The sequence below is a fragment of the Bacillus alkalicellulosilyticus genome (assembly GCF_002019795.1).
GTDB classification, from domain to species: domain Bacteria; phylum Bacillota; class Bacilli; order Bacillales; family Bacillaceae_F; genus Bacillus_AO; species Bacillus_AO alkalicellulosilyticum.
Genome location: NZ_KV917381.1, coordinates 1,851,612 through 1,872,204, shown reverse-complemented (window position 1 = coordinate 1,872,204; position 20,593 = coordinate 1,851,612). Strand labels below are relative to the sequence as shown.

Below are 20,593 nucleotides of genomic sequence, written 5' to 3'. Positions count from 1 at the left end.
AAACAACTATACAATATGTATAGGAATTGTAATCCTTACAAGTAATAAAAATTTATAATTTTTGTTACTAAATTATCTTATCATACATAGGTTTAAAATAAGGAAATTACAATTTTTTAATTTACAGAGGAGGTTTTATCATGGCAAAATACACAATTGTAGACAAAGATACTTGTATTGCTTGTGGAGCGTGTGGTGCTGCTGCACCAGATATTTACGATTATGATGACGAGGGGATTGCATTCGTTACTCTAGATGACAATCAAGGAATCGTTGAAATTCCTGATGTTCTTCTTGATGATATGAATGACGCTCAAGAGGGCTGTCCTACAGATTCAATTAAAATTGCTGACGAGCCATTTGATGGCGACGCTCTAAAATTTGAATAGAACCTTAAAATGACCGAGAACATTTACTCGGTCATTTTTTTTTTGGATGATAATCGGGTAATCGGGTGGTGCCTGGCACCACCCGATTATCATCGCTATAACACTAACCCTTCGAGTGCCAAACAAACATTGTTAGACCATATCTCTGAGAAAGCTGAAAATGGCAACGGATTTGTACCAACACCCACTTCTATTGTAAAACCTGGACGACCTGTTTCTTGGATAAACCAGTCTTTATAGCCTCCATCACTATCAGCGGTATGCACAGGCAAATAGGAACTGGCCAATGATAGTTTAGTCACCATCTCTTCACTTTCTTTTGGTTCTAATCCTCGATACCCCCAATAGATGACTTGACCTTGAGAATGGAAAGCAAGAACATACGCAAAATTATTATCTTTTGTAAGAGTATAGATCGCTTTAGCTTCTGGCTCAGTTAATGGGCCTGTTCCACTATAATGACGCGGCCAAGGATGTTGAGGACTTTCCTCTGCTTCAATCTCCCATCCTGCGGGCCACTGATGGTTTAAATCAACACCACGGATATTACTCGACCAATGTTCAAAGCGAAGCGCACCTTTATTAATTTCTAGCACCTGATTATAGTAAGGATGTTCTGGATAAATCCCTTGATGTACAAGCTCAACCCCATCTGGATTCACTAACGGAACCACATACAATGTAACATCATCTAGTATTTTTGAAACAGGATAACCAGCCATTTCTTTGTTTTGTTTTACATGTAATAAAAGCTGATTTACAAAAGTCATTAGAAACTTGGTTGTATGCCATTCATTGGCATGCCATCCACCTGAATAAAATATTTGTTTTTTTCCTGTGCCTATTTTTAATAAGTGGATTGGTTGCCCCATAACTGATTTTCCAATCGTTTCTACTGTCATCTTATTCGAATAATTTCTTTTTATCTCATCAATCTCTTTATAAACATCAGTAGGTCCGTATTCTGACCGACAGATAAAAGGACTTTTTAATACATTTGCTTGGCTATCAGGAATAGTTAACACTTGATTTGGAAAAATATAATCAGTAACATCTAAAAGGTGTGGATTTACCAATAGCAACTCAATCGGTCTTATATTTAGTTTTTCTGCAACCTTTGCAATCGTATCGCCTTTTTTTACTGTATACGTATTCATACTCTCCCTCCTTACTTTACTTTATGTCTAAATTTTTAAAAAGATGAAAAGCCATTGACAGAAAGCCTTTTAATATGGTAAATTATCAAACAATTAGAAATTTAAAAAACAATGATGAAGAATGAAAATTTGTTCCAATTCAGAGAGCTAGTGGTAGGTGAAAACTAGTTTGGGCCATTTTGGAAAAGCACTTCGGAGTTGATGCTTTGAACTAAGTAGGAGCATACGGTGAATCCGTTACCTTGGAGATAATTCTCCTTAAGGCATGTACAGCAATGCACATGTGAACGAGGGTGGTACCGCGGAAAGCAATACTTCCGCCCCTCACGACAATGTCGTGTGGGGGGAAGTTTTTTTTATTGTAGCGCTTACATAAAAGCCGGACACCCCTTCCGATAAAAAATGATTTCTTTAAAAATAGAAAGAAGAAGAGGTCATTTTGTATAACTTTAGTACTTTATATGAAAATAAGGAGAGTGGAGAGAAATGATGAAACAAGCTGTTATTGAACCAACAGAACAGAAAGGAAGTTTAAACATGTATAATATTCTTGTATCCGACCCAATGAGTAAAGAAGGTTTATTACCTTTATTAGAGAGTGACAATGTAAATATTGTTGAGAAAAATGTAAACGAAGTTGAAGATACACTTGATACGTTCGATGCCTTAATCGTACGAAGTGGAACAACGGTTACTGCAGAAGTCTTCGCAAAAATGCCTAATCTGAAAATTGTTGCTCGTGCCGGGGTTGGTGTTGATAATATCGATATTGATGCGGCTACAAAACATGGTGTCGTCGTAGTTAATGCTCCAGACGGAAATACAATTTCAACGGCTGAACATACATTTGCTATGATTGCATCTTTAGCACGTAACATTCCTCAAGCAAATGCTTCTATTAAAGGTGGACAGTGGAATCGTAAAGCATTCCAAGGTATTGAACTTTACGGTAAAAAACTTGGAATTGTTGGATTTGGACGTATTGGTACTCAGTTAGCAAAACGTGCAGCTGCTTTTGAAATGGAATCTTTAGTGTTTGACCCATTTTTAACTCAAGCTCGTGCTGAAAAAATCGGAGTAACTCCTGCTTCTCTTGATGAAGTACTTGAAAATGCTGATATTATCACAGTTCATACACCATTAACGAAAGAAACTAAAGGGTTACTTGGAATGGTGAACATCGGAAAAACGAAAAAAGGTGTTTTCTTAATTAACTGTGCACGTGGTGGAATCATCGATGAGCAAGCTTTAAAGCACTATTTAGAAACGGGTCATGTTGCTGGTGCAGCTCTTGACGTGTTTGAAGAAGAGCCTGCAACTGACAATGATTTAATCGCATTTGATAATGTCATTGCAACTCCTCACATTGCAGCATCTACAACTGAGGCTCAATTAAATGTAGCATCTCAAGTATCTGAAGAAGTTCTTCGCTTCTTAGAAGGAAATCCAGTAAGTAATTCAATTAACTTACCAACCCTTTCTAAAGAAGTATATGAAAAAGTTAAGCCTTATTATGAATTAACAAAAACAATGGGGAACATTCTTTCTCAGTGCATGAAAACGCCAGTTCAAGAAATCGAAGTTTTCTACGGTGGTTCAGTTACCGATTTAGAAACATCCATTACAACTCGTAGCTTAATTGCTGGCTTCCTACAGCCTCGTGTTGATGCTAGTGTTAATGATGTAAATGCGGCACTTATCGCTAAAGAACGTGGCATTGTCTACGGAGAAAAGCATTTAAACAGCTCTTACGGCTATTCTAATATCGTTCATGCCGTTGTACACGGTGAAAACCGTACATTTGACCTTAAAGGAACATTCGTAAAAGAATATGGTCCTCGTATCGTATCTATTAATGGATTCAATGTTGACTTCTACCCTACTGGACATTTAATTTATATTCAACACTCTGACCGTCCAGGTGTTATCGGTCGTGTCGGTCAATTGCTTGCTGAACACAATGTGAACATTGCAACAATGCAAGTGGGACGTAAAGAAGAAGGCGGAGAAGCGATCATGATGGTTGCTGTCGATAAAGAAGTAAGCGACGAAATCATCGAAGCATTACAAGGAATTGAAGATATCCTATTCGCAGACAAAATCGAATTGTAAGAACCAAATAAAGAAGAGGCTGGGACAGAACTAGCTAAAACATCTGCACTGGCTTCACTCGCCACAAAGCCCGTTGTGAGAAACCCACTCACTTCAGCAAGTTGTGAAAAAGACTCACTTCAGCAAGTTGTGAAAAAGACTCACTTCAGCAAGTTGTGAAAAAGACTCACTTCAGCAAGTTGTGAAAAAGACTCACAACTTGCTTTAAAAGATAGTGGCGGTTTCGCTCATTGCTTAGAGGGTGGGACAAAAGGTTGTTTTTAACCTTTTGTCCCACCCTCTTCTTTTTTCTACCTATAGTGTTGGCCCTGCTAACGGACACAGATGCGCTTATTTTACCGAAAAGATGTGATTTTTGAATATATCGGACACTGGTTCCTCTATTTGCTGATTTTTTGCTAAGGTGGGCGACATTTAATGAAATAAGGGATCGTGTGTCCCTAACACCCTTATTTTCAGTGTTTTCCATCAAAATAGCGCCTCTGGTGTCCGATAGCATTCCGCACACTAGACAAGGGAAGTACACCCTTGTCTTTCGACTACCTAGACAACGGAAGTTCACCCTTGTCTTTTGACTAACTAGACAACGGAAGTTCACCCTTGTCTTTTGACTAACTAGACAACGGAAGTTCACCCTTGTCTTTTGACTAACTAGACAACGGAAGTTCACCCTTGTCTTTTGACTAACTAGACAACGGAAGTTCACCCTTGTCTTTTGACTAACTAGACAACGGAAGTTCACCCTTGTCTAGTTAGTCTTTCACTTTTAGGGCATGACCTGGGTAAATGACATCGTTTGATAGTCCGTTTAGTGTTTTGATTTTTGAGACAGGTACATCGTATACGTAAGAAATCGCTGTTAGCGTTTCTCCACTTTGCACGATATGAATGTGCTCTTCCTTAGAAAACAACTTTAACGCTTGTCCTTTTATTATTTTATCAGATGGTAAGTCGTTCCAGTTTTTAATTTCATCGACTGTTACTCCGTGTTCTTTAGCGATATGCCACAGCGTGTCTCCTTTTGAAACAACTACGCTAGTTTCTATTTGCCCTTCCTTTTTTCCATTTTCGCTCGTTACACTACTTCGTTGAGATAACACTGTTCGAAGTTCTTCATCCGTGGGCTCGTCCACTACAATATAAGAGTTCGGCTCATCAGCTAATACAAGCATCGGGTCAATTGAATTTGATTTTTCAATATCCCATTTCCCTGCATGCACTTCAAAGTGTAGATGAGCACCCGATGAACGACCGGTATTCCCGACAGTTCCAATTTCCTCACCAAGAGCAACAATGTTCCCTTCTTCCACGTACCTTTCATGCAAATGAGCATATACCGTTTCTAATCCGTTTGGGTGTTCTATAAATATGACATTGCCATACGTATCGGAGTAATAGGAGCGGGACACCACTCCACTCTCAATTGAATAGACGGGTGTCCCCTCAGGTGCTCCTATATCAATTCCATAGTGACTACCGCCTCTTGTACCATAAGTATCGGTGACATCCCCTGTTGTAGGCCAAATCATTGATTGTAATAACTCGTCATCTACTGTAGTACTTGCAAAAGATGTAGAAGCTCCCATGAATAAAATACCAAGAAATAATGCGATTGCAGCGGCGATAAGTAGCCGCTTTCCATAATCGACCATAATTTCCTCCTTTTATTTAGCTACACCAAAATGTATGATGGCTTGACCATCATTATTCCTTCTTACACGAAATTATAGTATTCCTAACATCTCCCAATGTTATACAAAAAAATAAATTATTACTTATTCAATCACCCCTGATGTAGCCACGCGTACATTAAAGTCAAAATCAACCGTTATTGCGGAATACATCTCATTCCATTCATTAGAATCCCAATGTCTATTCTGACTGCGATAGCGCTCTCCTAGGCCAAGCGGGTCTACTTCTTTTTCCTTGAATCTCACAATTAAACCACTCGCCATTTGTTGTAACTCTTCTACAATTGATTGTTCAATGACTTCTAAGTTATGTTTATCTTCTAAGTTCATGTTTCCTGTATAGTCTGATACTTCACCTTTCATATCAACAACATATGTAAACGTTGGAGTTCCTTGCGAAGAATCAACCTTTACCATGGTTTCTGAATGGATATTCTCAACTACAACATAGTCAGTACTTCCCTCATTATCAAGAGAATATTCTTGTGAACCCCCTTTTCCTTTTTCAAGTAAAAGTTTCAACACAAACGATTCTTTTAAGTTAATTTTCTCGACGTATTTATCGTTCTTAAAAATTCCGGTTCCTATAATTTTTACTTCATCATTATCTATACTGATGATAGGTAAGAAAGCATCCCGGCCATCATTGTACATGCTGAATAAAAACAAATGTAAATTTGTTAAAGGAATCACTTGTCTCTCAATATTATGGTGGATTAAATCTGGCAGTAGGACCCCGACACGGTCTTGTTCATCGTCCGCTGTTTCAAATATGTCTTTCATTTCTCCTTCAACAAGAGCTAATAGAATTCGATTCCCAACAACTGGATCACGGTACAATGTATCAACATATCTTTCTATTCCTGTTCGCGCAATGACATCACTATATAATAAAAGGCGTACTTGACCTAACTTTAAAGGTTTCTGAGCTTTAGTATCTAAAATATCTAAAGCTCCTTTCATCGTTTTACTTTCCCCCGTTAGAATTTCTGAAAAAAGAGCACTTTCTTCTCCATGTTCAAGAAAAGACGGATACGTAACCATTAACTCAATGTTATCATTTTCAGTCATGTCAAACCCCACTGTGTAGATTAGAGCTAACTCATCTATAATTCTGGATTCAACACATCCTGATATAATGCTTAATGAAATGAAAATAATCCCCCATCCACTACGCTTCATTTGATGATGACCTCACTTTTGAAATAATCAAGTGGCTGACATATAAAAAGGGAATATAAAAATAAATAATCCCAAATCCAATCCTGCCCAGATATTCATTTAATAAACTCACTCCATGCCTTTCTTCGAAAAAAATGCTAAACACAAATAAAACGAACAAGACAACTCCCAAGGAAATTCGTTGGTTCCATGTAAACTGTTTTTTAGCTATTCTCGTAACAGCCCAAACTCCTAATACTAAGTTCGGAATAATTAAAAGCATCCATAACGAAATAACAATGTATTCAAACCGTTCAATAAATGGCATCTCTACAATTTTATATAACGTTAATGTTGCCCATATCGTTCGGTTTAATTGTTCTTCACTGTAAAACAGTAAGCTTATCATCATAACCCCTGTATAAAGTGCCATCGTAAAAAGAGCGCCAAGCTGCGCCCATGCTTGTGAATCTTTTGCTTCTTTAATAAACGGATAGTAAATGAGTAAAAACTCAAAGCCTATATAGTTTAATGTCATGTCTCTTGCCCCATTAATTAGTTCTACCAATGAATTTTTCCAGATTGGCAGGACATTTAAGTAATTCGCAAATTCTAGTGGAAACAAAAGAAGAATGAATAGCGGAAAAGGAATAAGGAAGCCAAGAACACACATTCCAGTCACAGCCCGAAAGCCTCCATTCACAATCATAAAAAGTAAAACTATGAGAAATAAACTTAAAATCCATGTCCCTAGTTCAGGAAATAACCAAACTTGAACAATTTCTATATATGAACGTAAAATGGTAAGAGCACTTCCTAAAAAATAAATCATGATGATAAGTGAAAATAGGCCCCCAATCCATTTTCCATACAGATTTTGATGGACATCTATCACATCGGTGCCTTCCTTATCTAACACTTTATAAATAAGCCAAATCAATACATGTACTAATAGACCAGCCATAATTACCGAAATCCAAGCATCATATCCTGCTGATTTTACGATACTACGTTGGTAAGATAGGATACCAATTCCGATTTGAGAAGAAACAATTAAAAAAAACACCATATTCTTTGTGACGAGAAACTGTTCTTTTATGAAATGACCCATAGCTACCACTCTTTCATCTACTGTCTATTCATCAATGTCCTTATGTTCCACAATTTTTTTAAATGAAAAACGGCTACGTGCTTTTGTTCTCAAAAAGACTGGACGAGTTTGCAAGAAGTTAAATGGCATTCGGATAAATGCATCTTTCCAATCAGCTACACGTAACGGATATATAGGCTCTAAGTACGGTCTACCTAATGACTTTAGTGAAAGTAAATGAGCGAGCGTAAACACTAAACACAAAACGATTCCTACCCCTCCTAAAAAAGCGGCAATTAGAATAAATGGAAACCGTAACAACCGTATCGTATTACTCATTTGATACACTGGAGTTGTAAACGAAGCTAGTGCACTTAACGCAACAATAATAAGAAGTACATTACTTGTCAGTCCTGCTTCAACAGAAGCTTGTCCAATCACAATTCCCCCTACGATACCAATGGTCTGTCCGACTTTTGTCGGAAGTCGCGCCCCCGCTTCTCGCAACAATTCAATCGTGAATTCCAAAAATAAAGCTTCTATTATTGGTGGAAACGGAATGTTACTTCTAGAAGACATAATCGTTGCTAATAAATCTCGTGGAATCAACTCATAATGAAACGTTAGAACTGCTACATAAATTGGCGTAGCTAACACGGAAAAACCAACAGAAATAAAACGAAGAAACCTAATAATTGATGAAATATGCCAAGGTAAATAATAATCTTCTAATGACGAGAAAAACTCAATCAATGTCGTTGGACCTAACACTGCTTCAGGTGATCCATCACAAAAAAATACAACTTTCCCTTCTGATAATGCTGCTGCCACTCGGTCTGGACGTTCTGTGTTAATAAATTGTGGAAACATCGCCATGTTATTATCAGCTATCATTTGAGCAATGATTGTACTATCTAAGGCTTGGTCAAACTCTAAATTGCCAAGTCTTTGTATCATCGTTTGAACATTTTCCGCATTAGCAATATGGTCGACATACATAACAGCTACTTTTGTTTTTGATATTGTCCCAACATCCAAACTTTTAATTTTCAATTGTTCTATCGGAATTCGTTTACGTATTAAATTTATATTTGTATCAAGAGATTCAACGAATGCTTCCTGTGGTCCGGTGACCGTAAACTCCATTTCTGGAACGGTCACATCACGTTCAAAGTTAACTCTTGCTTTTAATAACATACACTCTGACCGATTCGATTTGACTTGTAATATAATATAACCCTGTAATGCTTTTTCCTTTATTGTTTTAGGGTCAGATGTAACTGTTACATCGTCGATAGGTAGCTTTGAAACCAGTTGATGTAACCCAAGGTCAATAAAATCGTTTACAAAAGGTAGTACATCACGGTGTAATCGTTGTGGATCAATCATCGTACTAAAGTATGAGACAATATATGGAACTGAATGTTGATTATGCTCATATATAGAAAAATCACTAGATTGTTTAAATTGGACAAAAACCGTTTCAATCGTTTCTGGAGGTGATGATTCTTGCATTTGCCTAACCAACCATTTAAATAACATAAAGGTATTTCTCCTTGTTTTTACCTATAGTATGAAGTTCGAACTCCCCCATTATTCGAGTACATAGAAAAAGTTGGGTTTTACTTTTTCTATGTACTCTTACAATGCGCGAAACCGTTGCGTTTTTTAGTCTGCTTCGAGTGGGGTCTCGATGGTCTCGGTTTCACTCATGCGTAAAGGGTGGTCCAAAGGTGGTTACCTTTTGGATCACCCTCGATGTTTTTACCGACTTACCAATAGCTTGTCGGTTGGTTTTGATGAGAGAATTCTTACTTCTACTACCCCATTATGGACTTCCGTTTGAATGAGTATTGGAACATCATACTGGTTTTTAAATTTAAAATCTGGACCACCCCATGAAACCGTAGCATCACGATTCGGGGGGACATAACCAATATCTCGAGAATGGCTGTAACGTTCAACAATTTCTAGTCCAGCATTGTCAACAGCATTAAATAAGGTTGAAGACGTTTGACAAATTCCACCTCCGATACCCATAACAAATTCTTTATTAACGATTTCCTTTGCCTCCTGATAACCCCGTTCTTTCGTACGTTGTCCTACTACACTATTAAATGAGAACACGTCACCAGGTGCAAGAACATGATGCTGAATCGCCTCAGAAGATAATTTTATATTCGTGGTACGACCTGTAACTCCAGCATTAAAATAAGTTTTATAGCTTCCTAGTTCAAAATTTAAAATCCCCTCTAAGTCTTCGGCAGTCAGTGTCGGTTCCGTTTCATAAATGGGAAGTTGTAATTCTGAATCTATATAAGTTAATTGTTTTATAGATTCAACGAGTTCCGCTTCTGATAAAATAATTCGTTTTTGCCCAGGTTGAATATTCCCTTGTAAATCAATCGTTGGATTCACCATTGGCTGATCAATTCCAGAAGCTAACTCTGCTGCAAATGTCGCTAAACTTTGTTCATCCAGTGGTTTGGCAGGATATCCATATTCATTTAAAAGAATTGATTGACGCTCATCAGTCCTCCCATCTATTAAAGTTAATTCCCACTTCATTGGTTGTTTTCCTGGATCAATTTCAGAAAATGTTAAAGTTGGTGAATGCTGATAAGCTATTGTTTGAACCACTTCCTCATTCTCGCCTACCACACAACCAGTCATGCTGACACAAATCAACCCGAAAATTAGCCAACCTTTCAATGTACTTCCTCCTTCAATTTCAATCCCTAATTGTAAATTTATGTGAATAATGCAAGGTTCATACTAAAATGTTACTCTACTTATATAACGATTTTTCCAATAAAAGGTTACAAGAAAACCGCCTCTTTTGTGCTTATGGATTGTCCTTTTTTCCTACACAAAAAAGAGGTCAAACAAAAGGTCGTCTAATACCTTTTGTTCCACCTCGAATTTGGCTAACCCTACCTAAAAACTTTTTCTATTTTTGGGTAGCTAATACTTTTCTGTCTGGAGCTTTTGGAGGTTCCTCCATCCATCCCATGTTCGATCATGATCTTGGCTCCATCTTCAGCAAATAACATAATTTCCGCAAGTAATCTTGTATAGTGAAGACCAATATCTCGGCGCGGACTTGTTCCCATACTAGTTCCATAATGACTTACAGAGGCACCTGATAAGGCAGCAACATGAAACACCATCAATTTTTCTGAAAAGGTGTATGTTGTTGACTTTGTTGGAAGTGTATCCCAAGTCATTGGAGCCGGAAGCTCTGATTGACTCAGAATCGAACCAAACACTTCTATCTGTTTAGCTGCAATTTCTTTTCCTCTTTTAAAGTACTTTGTCACCTGTTTTGATTTAGCAATCTGGCTAAAGCCCATTACTAATGATTTCCCTAATTGATTTCGTTCAATATTGAAGTATAAATTCATAATCTCAATAGAATTTAAAGGACGGTGCTCACCTAACCATCCTGCTAAGAAACTCTCCTCTTTCACAAAATCAATATTACCTGGTAAATCAATTTGAGGGGGGCGCAAAAATAATCCTTTTGCTAATAAAATTTGAGCCGAGCGGTTAAATAATTCTGCTGATTTCGCAGTACACTCTGTAAAAAAGTTCCGAATGTCCTCTCTTGCTGCATTTGATAGTGAGAGAATATAACCATTCCCACCAATTTTGGCCATGTTATGAATGTACAAAAGACAAAAACTATCTGAATATAGTTGTGGCGCTGATAAATCAACATCATCCTGTAAAGTAAAACCCTTGGGTATTGCGATATTTTCTTCTTTATACAACGTTGTAATAAAGGAGATGTGCTGTTCTGATAATTGTAATCCGTATTGAATCACTTTATTAATATCTGGGTCTTTTACATGCTGTAAAAAATGAGTTAATACGCAAATCGCCATACTGTCATTCATATATGTTGTCTACAAACCAGCAATTTCCCCTGTCGAAAGGATAACTTTATGCTCCATGAATACACCTCTTTGATGATTATTATATTTAAGTTATCCTAAATAAACAGAATTATTTTTTGATTGTATTTCATTACTCCTTTAAACAATAAGCCGGATTTTAATAACTAATACTATCCTTATTCGATTTCTTTATTAAAATCCATAGCCCACGTTAAAGCTTTATCAATATAATCACTCCAGAATTCCCAAGTATGTGCCCCAGCATCTTCTACATACGTAAAAGTCACATTTTCAGAATCCAAGAACTCTTTAAATGTACGGTTAACATCCAATAAGAAGTCCTCTGTCCCACAAGCCATATAAATGTTTGGAATATCGGTATTTGTTGCTTTTAGTTTTTTTACTAATGCCTCAGGGTCCTTCTCGCTTCCTTTAAGCTTAGCGAGGTCACCAAATACTCTTGTAAAATAATTATAATCTCCGATACCATCGTCATAATCCGGTGTCGCAACTTGAGCTTTATACGTAATTAGCGCAGAGGACAATGCCATAATACCACCAAAATGATGCGCGTACTTTAATCCATTTCGAATCGCTCCATACCCACCCATAGACAATCCAGCAATAAATGTATCTTCTTTTTGTTCTGACAAAGGAAATAGCTCTCTCGTATATTGAACAAGTTCATCGCCAATGTATTCTCCAAATAACTCTCGTTTTTCTATATCATCAACATAGAAATGATTTTCTCCAGAAGGCATAAAGATGGCGATATTATATTTATCCGACAACTGGCGTATGTTTGTATTGCTTATCCAGTCTGTATAACTCCCTGAAAATCCATGTAACAAATACAATGCTTTAAGCGGCTTTTCCACATATTTTCGTTCTCCAGTCGGGCCCATCGTATCGATTGGAATAAGTGCATTAAACGTGACTTCTCTTCTCATTGCTTTTGAAAAATAATTCACTTGTAACATTGCCATTGATTTAACTCTCCTTTATTTATCACAAATTGCTTCAAGCGTTCAACAATTCAATATTGGAACGCTTACACGTTTATTATATATTTGTACGTACAAGTTTGCACGTTTTTTAGGTTCTTTGGCGATTCCGGTACTCCTTACCTTTACCGAATAAAAAAGTGTGCCAACATTAATGATTGTTGACACACAATTTTTTTATTCAGTATCTTGTTTTCTTTTTCCTTCACGGAAAACAATCGCGCTTCGTTCATATTCAACATCTTGTACACCTAGGCGACTGTTTGCCACTCGTGCAATCGCGAAAAAATAGTCTGATAAGCGGTTAATATATTTTAGTACAATCGGATTTGATTCACCAGCTAGCTGTAATGTCGTGATTCTGCGTTCCGCCCTTCTTGTTATCGTTCGACACACATGGAGAGTAGCCGCAACCGGAGACCCGCCAGGAAGAATAAACCGTTCTAATTCTGGGGCTTCTTTTATGTATTCATCAATTCGTTCTTCTAAAAAGGTAATCATGTCTTCTGTTACTTTATAGGAACGTTTGTCTGTTTCTTTGACCATAGCTAAATCTCCGCCGCAATCAAAAAGTTCATGTTGGATTTTCACTAGTTCAGCTTGAATGTCTGGAAACACCTTTTCATCAAGTTGTGTAATCGCAACTCCAACAAATGAATTTAATTCATCGGTTGTCCCATACGCCTCAACTCGCATATCATCTTTAAATAATCTGCCACCAATGACACTTGTTTTTCCTTCGTCACCTGTTCTTGTATATAATCTCATACTACTTATTCCTCCTCTTGTTTAATTAGATTAGATATACCGTACCATATCACATCAACACGATTTGATTGTTGAACAAGGTCTTGATAACACCAACCGACAAAATCACGCCACACACGGTCCTCTTTGTTCATTGGCACGACTCCTTTTGTCATATCAGACCCAATAACGATGAATGTCCCATTTCCTTCTCGTTCCCACTGCTTCCACTTTGCTACATACTCGGAAAAAAGGATTCGCCCCTGTTCTTCCTGTGAGATAGGTTGAAGAAAAAATTCTAGTCCATTTACGACGATTGTTCCTTGAACATTCAATCGTATATCATTGAAGGAAAGTTGGTTATAACCATTATACCAATAACATTTTTGAGATGGGTAAAGCTTTCTTACCCACTCGCTTTTTCCATTAAAGGCACCGCCTGTAATGAAATGCATCGTTCACCCCTCCTTATTCGCTCAACAGAAGTAGAGAATGTATAGCCACCACCAAATGGAATGTCCCAATCCCAAAAGAGTCTCTTATCTGGAGCAAAGTGAGTAAGTAATAGCCGAATTGGGCCACCATGACTTACGATTACTATATGTTCAATTTGATTTTGTACTGCTGATTTAGTTATCTGTTCCCAGCATGACAGCACTCTTTGCTCAAATGCTATGAAAGATTCTCCGTTAGGCGGACAAACATTTTTAGGTTCGTCTAGCCATTGACGGTAAAGCGGAATCCCTTGCAAATCATCGTAGGTTTGAAGCTCCCACTGCCCAAAATGAATTTCTCGAAGTGCCATAAGATGAGTTATCGTTTGATTTGGATATAGGATTTTTGCCGTATCATAACACCTTTGTAAATCACTTGAAAATAAAAGAGATGCAGGTGGATAGCGATGGTTGCTTAATTCCTTCAACTGCTCTTTTCCATTGTTTGTTAATGGCACATCACTCCAGCCGAGATAACGCTTTTCTACATTGGCTTGAGTTACCCCATGACGAAGTAATGTAATATCCACACGACCATCCATAACCAGGTTTCTCCTCCTTCAGCTGTCGCACCGACGGTATCCCCAGTCATGCCGTTAAATTGCCGTTTCATAAACCCAATACTAGCAACTAGAAATAAGAAGGCAGAACCAGTAAGAATGAGCCAGTGATAAAAGAATTCCGTCGAAATATTAATTGAACCAACTGCTGTTAGTACTATGTAACAAATGAAATATCCAAATAATCGTTTATGAACATATCGCTGAAGAGCATAAGCTAATCCTTCTGTTTTCGCAGGCTGAGCGAAAATCACATTGCTTCCCATCATCGTTTTCGTTAAAAAAGGAATAACTATTAAATAATAAAGACTGTGTGGAGAAAAGAGAAACACTTCGTACATAAAAAAGAGACGCCAACCTAGCAGAAAAAAAACAGATAATACGGCAAACGAACCAACCCTGGAATCTTTCATGATCTCATGTTTTTTCTCGACATCTCGGTATGATCCAACAGCATCACTTACATCCATCCAACCATCTAAGTGCAATCCACCTGATAACAATACCCCTAAAGATAATAAAAAGAATGCAATAAAGAGCGGTGATAATGAAAACCATTCAGTAAATCCATAATAAAAAACGGCTACTATCGCTCCAATGAGGAGGCCAACAAGCGGGTACATCACTATGGATGCTTGAGCGTGTCTCTTGTCCCAGGGAACCTCTTTCGGAACTGGAATAATTGTAAGAAATTGAAGGGCAAAAAGAAATCCATTGATAAAGGGCAAGACTGTTTTTTTAGGTTCCATTCCTTTCCCACTCCTCAATAATGGTCATTAAACTTTCGATGTCTAGCGCTTTTTTAACTTTTTCAGCTAGTCTTTCATAAGAAAGATCTCTTTGTTTTTCAACCCAGATCACATCTTTTGTAGCTACTCCTTTTTGTAGTCGAAGTCGATTTAACCAATCGGTTCGCCACTCGTCATTATGAAAAAGATGGTGAAAATATGTCCCAATAATTCTGCCCTGGTCGATTGATATCCCTTCTTTTTCTCCTTCAACAAAAAGGAATGGTTGATTAGAATCATCTCTACTGATCGTTTGTCCTAAATGAATTTCATACCCACTGATTGTTCTCGAAGGGATATCTGCTAACACCCCTTCAGAACGCACCGTCTTTTTTGAATCGTAAAAATATGTTGTTAAAGGGGCTATCCCTAAACCGGAAATTGTTGTTCCTTCTGTTCCTGTATCTGCTCCGCTTTGGTCAATAAGAACTTCACCGAGCATCTGGTACCCCCCACAAAGCCCTAGTACTGTTCCACCATTGTTTGCATATTTAATTATCGCATCAAACACGTTTCGTTCATGTAGAAATTTTATATCAGATATCGTACTTTTCGTACCAGGAATGATGATAGCATCAGGCTGTCCTAAGTCTTCCACTCGGTTAACAAATCGGATCTGAACATCTTCTTCAAACCGAAAAGGTTCAAGGTCGGTATAGTTTGATACATATGGTAAATCAATAACGACGATATCAATGTCTATTTTGCTATTACCTTGTTGAAAATGACTGTACATTGATAGGGAATCTTCCCCTTCAATTGTAATGTCATGTAAATGAGGAATGACACCAAGTACTTTAATTCCTGTATATTGTTCAAGCCACTCTTTTCCACTCGCAAATAAACTTTCATCCCCACGAAACTTGTTGATAATCAAACCTTTCACACGCTTTCGTTGATGTTCAGGTAGTAATTGCAATGTTCCAACGATACTTGCAAAAACGCCTCCGCGGTCGATGTCAGAAACGAGGACAACAGGAACATCTGCTAGTTCGGCCACTTTCATATTCACGATTTCACGGTCATTTAAATTAACTTCTGCCGGACTTCCCGCTCCTTCAATGACAATATAATCAAATTCTTTTTCTAGTTGTGATAAAGCAAGTGTAATGGTTTCAATTCCAGTTTGATAAAACTCTCTACGATAATTTTTACCTGATAACGATTGATACCTTTGGCCGAGTCGAACAATTTCTGATACCCGGTCACTTTGTGGTTTTAAGAGAATCGGATTCATATAAACGGAAGCTTCCACACGAGCTGCTTCTGCTTGAACTCCCTGGGCTCTGCCAATTTCTTTCCCGTCAATTGTGACATAAGAGTTATTTGACATGTTTTGTGATTTAAAAGGTGTTACTGCATATTTCTGATTAGAAAGAATACGGCAAATGGCAGTACAAATGACACTTTTGCCTACATCTGAGGCGGTTCCTTGAATCATTATTCCTTTCAATCATTTTCACCACCTTTCATAACAATGGGTAGACCATGTTCCACAACAATAGCTTTTGTACAGAAGCGAATCAATTCTTGATGAATTTGCCCAAGCAGGTATTGATAATAAAATGTGCCTTTATCTGAAAAAGGAACATCGTGAAACAACTCGTTTGATACAACTATAAGAGTAACTGGATACTTTGTTACCTCTTTTATCGTCGCTCTAATTTTTTGATACACATTTTTTCGATAGGGTAATGACGTCCAACTGTTCTTTTCTGTGAATAACTCGTTAGCCAGCCACGTTGTAAGACAATCGAGCAGCACAACATCACCTTTGGCAAATGATGAAAAGACCGAAGAGATGTCCGTAGGTACTTCATGAGTTGTATACTTTTGCGATTGTAGTTGGCGCTGGTTCTGATGTAATTGGACTCGCTTGTGCATTTCCTCATCGTATGGAACGCTTGTCGCAATATAATGGATGGTAGCCAATGGTTTTACTAAACTTGTAGCAAGCGTTTCCGCATATGTACTTTTACCACTTCGGACTCCACCTGTAATAAAATAGAACATTAGCTTTTCCATTCCTTACAAGCACTAAGTAATTGATCATTTTCTTCTTTTGTTTTTACTGCTAATCTCAAATACTTTCCGTCTAAACTAGAAAAATAATAGGTATGGCGTGGAATAATACCACGTTCTATTAAAAATGTCATAAACGGTTGTAAGTCTTTCTCTTCACCGCTTTCTTTCAGAAGATAATAATTAACAGCAGAAGGAGAAATATCATATCCCTCATTTATCAAGAATTCAGTACACCGTTTTCGTTCTTTGGCGACATATTGAACCGTTGTTCTCACAAAGTCGTATTCAAGTAGACACCTCTCCCCGATTACAAGCGCTAAGCCGTTGACATTCCAAGGATGTTGCCGTTTTTCTAACGCATCTATGATAGATGGTGAAGCAATAGCATAGCCAAGGCGTAATCCTGCAATAGCATACATTTTTGTAAGTGAACGTATGATGATGCAATTCGAATAAGTGTGTACAAGCGTAGCCACACTTTGTTGTTCTATTGAAAAGTCATAAAAAGCCTCATCAATAACTACAGTTGTCCCTACCATAGCTGCCTGTGCAACGATTTCTGTGACAACCTCTCGTTTATACATAACTCCAGTAGGATTATTAGGATTACAGATAAAGAGAAGGTCTACTTCTTGCAACCGGCTTGCTAGTTTTTCGCTATCTATTAGCCACCCATCCGACTGTTGAACAAAGAAACTTTCAATCTGGCATTCAAATGTTTCACTGGCTTCACGGTATTCTGAGAATGTAGGTTCAACAAGCAACACCTTTTTTTTCTGAAACAAGCTAGTCACTAAATAAATAAGTTCCGCTGCTCCGTTACCAATAATCACTTGATTAGACTTGATGCTATTCTGCGATGCAATTTTCTGTTTTAACCGTTTCGATGACGGGTCAGGATAATGAGTAACGAGACGTTGAAATGAGCTCCATTCTTCTTCTATGAACTTAGGAGGGCCTAGCGGATTGGTATTAACGCTAAAATCAATCTTGTTTTCTGCTCCATGTAGCCCAAGCGCCTCTAAAAAATGAGCTGGATTAGCTCCATGTAAAGGTAAATCCAAAATATATCCCTCCTAATACCCATAACAATATTACAAAACCATAGACTGCCCGGTTCATAATTGTCACTGCCTGTTTAATATGTTTCTTGGTTAACACAACAAGTGGCCGTCCCATTTTAGCACGGTTTGAGACAATGCCCTTATACGTATTTTGTCCGCCTAATTGGACTCCTAATAATGCCGCCACAGCAGCTTCACCCCAACCACTATTTGGACTTGGATGACGTTTTGCATCTTGAAATAAGACAGAAAATGCCTGTTTTTTACTTATTTTCTTAGTCGGGCGATTGATGATAATCATGAGTATGCCTGTCATTCGACTAGGAATCCAATTCACGACATCATCCATTCGTGCAGAAGCCCAACCAAAGGTAACGTATTTTTCATTTTTATAGCCAACCATCGAATCACATGTGTTAATCGCACGATAAGCAAATGCCAATGGGGCCCCTCCAAGCAATGCATAAAATAAAGGAGCCGTTATGCCATCACTCGTATTTTCAGCTACCGTTTCTACGGTGGCTCTTACGATTTCTGCCTCTCCAAACTGTTCTGTATCTCTTCCAACAATATATGAAACGTATCTTCTAGCATCCTCAACATTACCTTCTTGTAAAGGTTGATACACTAGTTCTGCAGCTTCTCGTAAACTTCTTTGGGCAATTGCATAACAGATGAGAATGGCCTCTACAATAATACCAGCTATCACATGGAGCTGATAGAAAACAATGATGATAACTGTAGTAAGAACAAAGACGGTCATAACAACCATAACAAGCAGGAAAATCCCATTACGCTTTTGATTTGTATTGCTCCACAATCTCTTTTCTAAAAAAGAAATGTAGCGACCAATCCAAACGACAGGATGTGGAAAAGAACGAGGATCACCAATCACCCGATCAAGAAGAACGGCTAATGTAAGTGCAATAAGATGATGTAAAATCAAGAAATCCCCCTTCTTTCCTTGTTCCTCACAATCGCTTCTACCGTTGCTTCATAAACACCTTGTCCTATTGCTTTCCCAATTGTTGTGATCGAGCCAGCATAAGGGTACATCGATCCTGATTGCGTAGCCGCAACCATAATACTATCAGTTGATGTTCCTGTAGCAATCGTGTTTGTTACAGGGTCTATTACGTGATTATCATGAAGAGCTTTTGTTTTTGCTTCAGTAGCTGTTCCGATAGCTTGAACAAAGGCTGCATCTGTCATGTTTCCGTCAACAAATATCCATGTGTTAATCGTACCAATCGGATGTACCTCTCGTTGTTGATTCGACTTCGAAACATCGACAGCATTTCCTAAACCGGCTGTGACGATGATTAGAAGAGACAAATCCGCTTGCTTTATCCTTTTAAAACAAGCATCGGCTAAGACCGCAGCAGTCATCATTCCAACGGTATCTTCATGTTGAACATCACGCTCGGTAAGGTATTGCTTATACTCTTTTTCAACATCATCACAATTAAAATTTTTATCGACATGACGATTAATAAAAAAAGTATGCCATCCAAACCCCGATCCTAGAATGGCAGACGATAGCGTTTTAAAAGGAAAAGGACTTGCTACTTTAATCCACTCTTCTGTTTGTTCAATCGCAAGTTCATCCACCCCAGGTCGCTGATGTTCCTTTTGGGGCAAAAGTGTAATTAATGGGCTTGCTACTGTAGGATGCGCTTTTCGCTTAACCGTTGTTTGATATACGTGTTCTAGTCTTTTTTCTTGTAAAACAAGTTGAGGCCTTTCGATTGCACTTGTTTTCCCTTTATCAAGTAACAAGAGTCGGTCACAATACATGGAAGCCATGTTTACATCATGAAGAATCGAGATAACAGTCAATTCATTTTCTTGTGACCAATTCTTTAATGTATCGAGTAAACTCATTTGATATGAAATATCCAAATGATTTGTCGGTTCATCTAATAGAAGTAACTTTGGCTGTTGTGCTAACGCTCTCGCTAACATCACCCGTTGTTGTTCTCCACCACTTAACGATTGAAGTGGTTTATCTTTATAGTGCCATACTCCGGTTTGACGCATCGCTTGCTCAACTACTGAGGCATCTTCCTCGGTGAACACTTGAAAAAGCCCTTTTTGATAAGGGTATCTTCCTAACGATACAACCTCATAGACCGAATAGGAAAAGGCCGTGTGCGTTTTTTGTGGCAAAACCGCTACAATTCTGGCAAGTTCCTTCGAAGAATACGAAGTGATAGGTTTATCATAAAGATAAATTTGCCCTTTGATGACTGGAATTGCTCCTGTGATCATATTCATTAACGTTGTTTTGCCACTTCCGTTAGGGCCAAGGATGCCTAATATTTCTCCTATTTTCACAGAAAATTGAACGTTCTCTACTATGGTAATACCGTCATATCCCCCTGAAACACCCTCTACTTTTAAAATCATGAA

At 38.0% G+C, this 20,593-nt stretch carries 19 protein-coding genes and 1 other annotated feature; of the genes, 2 read left to right on the top strand and 17 right to left on the bottom strand.

Annotated features, from left to right (window positions below; all coding sequences use genetic code 11):
- Positions 1 to 140: 140 nt before the first annotated feature.
- Positions 141 to 389, top strand: a complete 249-nt coding sequence (locus BK585_RS09550; RefSeq protein ID WP_078553222.1) for a ferredoxin — start codon at positions 141 to 143, stop codon at positions 387 to 389.
- A gap of 95 nt (positions 390 to 484) precedes the next feature.
- Here BK585_RS09550 and BK585_RS09545 read toward each other — a convergent pair whose 3' ends face one another.
- Positions 485 to 1,546: a M14 family metallopeptidase gene (locus BK585_RS09545; RefSeq protein WP_078553221.1), complete on the bottom strand. Its 1,062-nt coding sequence runs from the start codon at positions 1,544 to 1,546 to the stop codon at positions 485 to 487.
- Between the two features lie 102 nt (positions 1,547 to 1,648).
- Positions 1,649 to 1,874, top strand: a binding site (T-box leader).
- Between the two features lie 209 nt (positions 1,875 to 2,083).
- Here BK585_RS09545 and serA point away from each other — a divergent pair.
- The gene (gene serA, locus BK585_RS09540) at positions 2,084 to 3,658 is read left to right on the top strand and encodes a phosphoglycerate dehydrogenase (RefSeq protein WP_078556729.1); all 1,575 of its coding nucleotides are present in this window, start codon (positions 2,084 to 2,086) and stop codon (positions 3,656 to 3,658) included.
- Positions 3,659 to 4,410: 752 nt separating this feature from the next.
- Here the strand turns inward: serA and BK585_RS09535 are convergent.
- From BK585_RS09535 to BK585_RS09460, 16 genes are all read right to left on the bottom strand, one after another.
- Entirely contained in the window at positions 4,411 to 5,310 is a 900-nt protein-coding gene (locus tag BK585_RS09535; RefSeq protein ID WP_078553220.1) for a peptidoglycan DD-metalloendopeptidase family protein, read from the bottom strand.
- A 123-nt stretch (positions 5,311 to 5,433) separates the two neighbouring features.
- Entirely contained in the window at positions 5,434 to 6,531 is a 1,098-nt protein-coding gene (locus BK585_RS09530; protein WP_078553219.1) for a Ger(x)C family spore germination protein, read from the bottom strand.
- On the bottom strand, positions 6,521 to 7,621 hold the full coding sequence (locus BK585_RS09525; RefSeq protein ID WP_078553218.1) for a GerAB/ArcD/ProY family transporter: 1,101 nt from the start codon (positions 7,619 to 7,621) through the stop codon (positions 6,521 to 6,523). The genes BK585_RS09530 and BK585_RS09525 overlap by 11 nt, the downstream gene beginning before the upstream one ends.
- 24 nt (positions 7,622 to 7,645) lie before the next feature.
- Positions 7,646 to 9,142: a spore germination protein gene (locus BK585_RS09520; RefSeq protein WP_078553217.1), complete on the bottom strand. Its 1,497-nt coding sequence runs from the start codon at positions 9,140 to 9,142 to the stop codon at positions 7,646 to 7,648.
- 222 nt (positions 9,143 to 9,364) lie between these two features.
- Entirely contained in the window at positions 9,365 to 10,312 is a 948-nt protein-coding gene (locus BK585_RS09515; RefSeq protein WP_245805809.1) for a VanW family protein, read from the bottom strand.
- Positions 10,313 to 10,533: 221 nt separating this feature from the next.
- Positions 10,534 to 11,499 (bottom strand): DUF3231 family protein, encoded by a 966-nt coding sequence (locus BK585_RS09510; RefSeq protein ID WP_245805808.1) that lies wholly within the window; start codon positions 11,497 to 11,499, stop codon positions 10,534 to 10,536.
- Between the two features lie 176 nt (positions 11,500 to 11,675).
- On the bottom strand, positions 11,676 to 12,485 hold the full coding sequence (locus tag BK585_RS09505) for an alpha/beta hydrolase (RefSeq protein ID WP_078553216.1): 810 nt from the start codon (positions 12,483 to 12,485) through the stop codon (positions 11,676 to 11,678).
- Between the two features lie 195 nt (positions 12,486 to 12,680).
- Positions 12,681 to 13,271, bottom strand: a complete 591-nt coding sequence (locus BK585_RS09500) for a cob(I)yrinic acid a,c-diamide adenosyltransferase (protein ID WP_078553215.1) — start codon at positions 13,269 to 13,271, stop codon at positions 12,681 to 12,683.
- Between the two features lie 5 nt (positions 13,272 to 13,276).
- On the bottom strand, positions 13,277 to 13,705 hold the full coding sequence (locus BK585_RS09495) for a bifunctional adenosylcobinamide kinase/adenosylcobinamide-phosphate guanylyltransferase (RefSeq protein ID WP_078553214.1): 429 nt from the start codon (positions 13,703 to 13,705) through the stop codon (positions 13,277 to 13,279).
- Positions 13,657 to 14,286 carry a histidine phosphatase family protein gene (locus BK585_RS09490; protein WP_078553213.1) on the bottom strand — a complete coding sequence of 210 codons (630 nt, stop codon included), beginning with the start codon at positions 14,284 to 14,286 and terminating at the stop codon, positions 13,657 to 13,659. Before BK585_RS09490 ends, BK585_RS09495 begins: the two co-directional genes overlap by 49 nt.
- Positions 14,244 to 15,053 carry an adenosylcobinamide-GDP ribazoletransferase gene (locus tag BK585_RS09485; protein WP_078553212.1) on the bottom strand — a complete coding sequence of 270 codons (810 nt, stop codon included), beginning with the start codon at positions 15,051 to 15,053 and terminating at the stop codon, positions 14,244 to 14,246. Before BK585_RS09485 ends, BK585_RS09490 begins: the two co-directional genes overlap by 43 nt.
- Positions 15,043 to 16,545, bottom strand: a complete 1,503-nt coding sequence (locus BK585_RS09480; RefSeq protein ID WP_078553211.1) for a cobyric acid synthase — start codon at positions 16,543 to 16,545, stop codon at positions 15,043 to 15,045. Before BK585_RS09480 ends, BK585_RS09485 begins: the two co-directional genes overlap by 11 nt.
- Positions 16,542 to 17,117, bottom strand: a complete 576-nt coding sequence (locus BK585_RS09475; protein ID WP_078553210.1) for a bifunctional adenosylcobinamide kinase/adenosylcobinamide-phosphate guanylyltransferase — start codon at positions 17,115 to 17,117, stop codon at positions 16,542 to 16,544. The genes BK585_RS09480 and BK585_RS09475 overlap by 4 nt, the downstream gene beginning before the upstream one ends.
- On the bottom strand, positions 17,105 to 18,181 hold the full coding sequence (gene cobD / locus BK585_RS09470; protein WP_170885526.1) for a threonine-phosphate decarboxylase CobD: 1,077 nt from the start codon (positions 18,179 to 18,181) through the stop codon (positions 17,105 to 17,107). The genes BK585_RS09475 and cobD overlap by 13 nt, the downstream gene beginning before the upstream one ends.
- Positions 18,156 to 19,127 (bottom strand): adenosylcobinamide-phosphate synthase CbiB, encoded by a 972-nt coding sequence (gene cbiB / locus BK585_RS09465; RefSeq protein WP_078553208.1) that lies wholly within the window; start codon positions 19,125 to 19,127, stop codon positions 18,156 to 18,158. Before cbiB ends, cobD begins: the two co-directional genes overlap by 26 nt.
- Complete coding sequence (locus BK585_RS09460; RefSeq protein ID WP_342744292.1) at positions 19,124 to 20,590, bottom strand: heme ABC transporter ATP-binding protein; 1,467 nt, start codon at positions 20,588 to 20,590, stop codon at positions 19,124 to 19,126. Before BK585_RS09460 ends, cbiB begins: the two co-directional genes overlap by 4 nt.
- Positions 20,591 to 20,593: the final 3 nt, after the last annotated feature.